Genomic DNA, 2,311 nt, shown 5'->3' with positions numbered 1-2,311 from the left:
GAGATCCCCGACCAGGACTCCGAGGTCGGCCACTGCGTCCACCGCATCGACATGCACCCGTCGAACCCCGACGTCCTCTACATGCAGAAGCACTGGGACGTCATGCGCAGCAAGGACGGCGGCGACTCGTGGCAGGAGGTCAGCGGCAACCTGCCGACCGACTTCGGCTTCCCCATCGCGGTGCACGCGCAGGAGCCGGAGACCATCTACGTCGTCCCGATCCTCAGCGACAGCTACCACTACCCGCCCGACGGCCGGCTGCGCGTCTACCGCAGCCGCAGCGGCGGTGACGACTGGGAGGCGCTGACCGACGGCCTGCCCCAGTCCGACTGCTACGTCAACGTGCTGCGCGACGCGATGTCGGTCGACCAGCACGAGTCGTGCGGCGTCTACTTCGGCACGACAGGGGGCCAGGTCTACGCGTCCAACGACTCGGGCGACTCATGGTCCGCGATCGTCCGCGACCTGCCGGCCGTGCTGTCGGTCGAGGTCCAGACGCTGTCATGAGCACCGGCACCACGACGGCGGTCCGGGTGGTCCTGCCCGCACACCTGCGCGCGATGGCCAAGGTCCAGGGTGAGATCCACCTGGACGTCGCCGGCGGGGTCACCCAGCGGTCGGTGCTCGACGCGTTGGAGGGCGAGTTCCCGATGCTGTTGGGCACCATCCGCGACCGGGCGACCGCCAAGCGGCGGGCGTTCATCCGGTTCTACGCCTGCGAGCAGGACCTCTCCCACGAGGAGCCGGACGCGCCGCTGCCGGAGCGGGTGGTGCGCGGCGAGGAGCCGTTCATGGTGATCGGGGCGATGGCCGGCGGCTGACCTGACCCGGCGGTAGGCCGACACCTCCGGCAGCAGGTCGCCTCGGCAGAGGAGCCCTGACGCCGGTGGGTCCAATTCCGGATCCAGCCCTCGTCGAGGCCCTCACGTCCGGTCGGAAGACCGCTGATCCGAAGGTCCCACCGCACCCGTCGAAGAATGGTCAGAGCCGGCCGTGGCCGCCGCTGACCCGCTCGGCCTCGGGCTGCGGCTCGAAGACGTTGCCGTCGGTCGGGCCGGTGCGCTCCCGGGAGAGGCCGGCCACCTTCATCAGCGGGGTGACCAGCCGGTCGAACGCCCACGGCATGGCGGTGAACCCCAGCCGGACCACCGGGTTCAGGGCCCCGACCGACACCCGAGGCTTCGGGTGGTCGAGGCAGCGCACGATCGCCGCCGCGACCTTGTCGGCCTTGTCGATCGGGGGCGGGGGCCGGCCGACCCGGCCGGCATAGCTCGCCGCCTGCCGGTAGACCGGCGTGTCCACCGGGCCGGGCGAGACGACGGACACCCGCACGCCACGCAGGTCACGGTTCTCGATCTCGAGGAGGCGGCCGAGCCCCCGCACCGCCCACTTGCTGGTCACGTAGGAGCTCATGAACGGCGTGGTGATCTCACCGAGCAGCGAGCCGGTCAGGACCAGGGTGCCGTGGCCCACCGAGCGGAAGTGCCGGAGCGCGGTGCGCGCCACGTTGGCCGAGCCGACCACGTTGGTGTCCACGACCCGTCGGAAGACGTCTGCCGGGACCTCCTCGAAGCGGCCGTAGGCGACGACTGCCGCCGTGGTGACCCACGCGTCGACCCGGCCGAAGCGGACGAGCGCCTCCGCGAGCACCTGGTCGACCGCGGCGTCGTCCGCGACGTCGGCCGGGACGACGAGCGTGGCGGCCGCCCCCGCGGCCCGGCACTCGTCCTCCGCCCGGCGGAGTGCATCGAGGCTGCGCGACGACAGCACGAGCCGCTCGCCCCGCGCGGCGAGCTGCAGCGCCGTGGCCAGCCCGATGCCGCTGGAGGCACCGGTCACGACAACGACCCGGGGTCCGCCGTCCGGCCAGCCGGTCGAGGCGTCGTCGTCGCTCACGGCTTGAGGACGACCTTGACGCAGTCGTCCTGCTTCTTCTGGAACACCTCGTACATGTGCGGGGCCTCCTCGAGCGGCACCTGGTGCGTGGTGAGGTCCAGGACGCCGAGCGGGTCGGCGTCGTCGGCGAGCAGCGGCAGGATGTCGTCCACCCAGCGCTTCACGTGGGCCTGCCCCATCCGCAGCGTGATGCCCCGGTCGAACATCTCCATCATCGGGAGCGGGTCGATCTCGCCGCCGTAGACGCCGGACAGCGAGACCGTCCCGCCACGGCGTACCGACTTCAGGGCGGCGTAGAGCGCGTCCAGCCGGTCGACGGCCATCTTGTCGGTGAGGGGCTGCGCGACCTTGTCGGGGAGCAGCCCGACGGCGGCCTGGGCGACCTTGCCGGCAGTGCCTCGCGCCGAGCCGTGCG

At 72.0% G+C, this 2,311-nt stretch carries 4 protein-coding genes; 2 read left to right on the top strand and 2 right to left on the bottom strand.

What is annotated here, in order from left to right; genetic code table 11:
* Both VK640_03670 and VK640_03665 read left to right on the top strand, forming a co-directional pair.
* Window positions 1-507: exo-alpha-sialidase (locus VK640_03670; GenBank protein ID HTE72286.1), on the top strand; the 507-nt coding region annotated here is incomplete at its 5' end.
* On the top strand, window positions 504-821 hold the full coding sequence (locus tag VK640_03665; protein ID HTE72285.1) for a hypothetical protein: 318 nt from the start codon (window positions 504-506) through the stop codon (window positions 819-821). The genes VK640_03670 and VK640_03665, both read left to right, overlap by 4 nt.
* Before the next feature lie 160 nt (window positions 822-981).
* Here VK640_03665 and VK640_03660 read toward each other — a convergent pair whose 3' ends face one another.
* Together VK640_03660 and VK640_03655 are read right to left on the bottom strand one after the other, a co-directional pair.
* Window positions 982-1,896, bottom strand: a complete 915-nt coding sequence (locus VK640_03660; protein HTE72284.1) for an SDR family NAD(P)-dependent oxidoreductase — start codon at window positions 1,894-1,896, stop codon at window positions 982-984.
* On the bottom strand, window positions 1,893-2,311 hold a 419-nt coding region (locus VK640_03655), incomplete at its 5' end, for a glutathione-dependent formaldehyde dehydrogenase (protein ID HTE72283.1). The genes VK640_03660 and VK640_03655, both read right to left, overlap by 4 nt.

The organism is Actinomycetes bacterium (genome assembly GCA_035489715.1).
Lineage (GTDB): Bacteria > Actinomycetota > Actinomycetes > JACCUZ01 > JACCUZ01 > DATHAP01.
The sequence above is the reverse complement of the archived record's forward strand: the minus strand, read 5'-3'. Positions and strand labels throughout refer to the sequence as shown.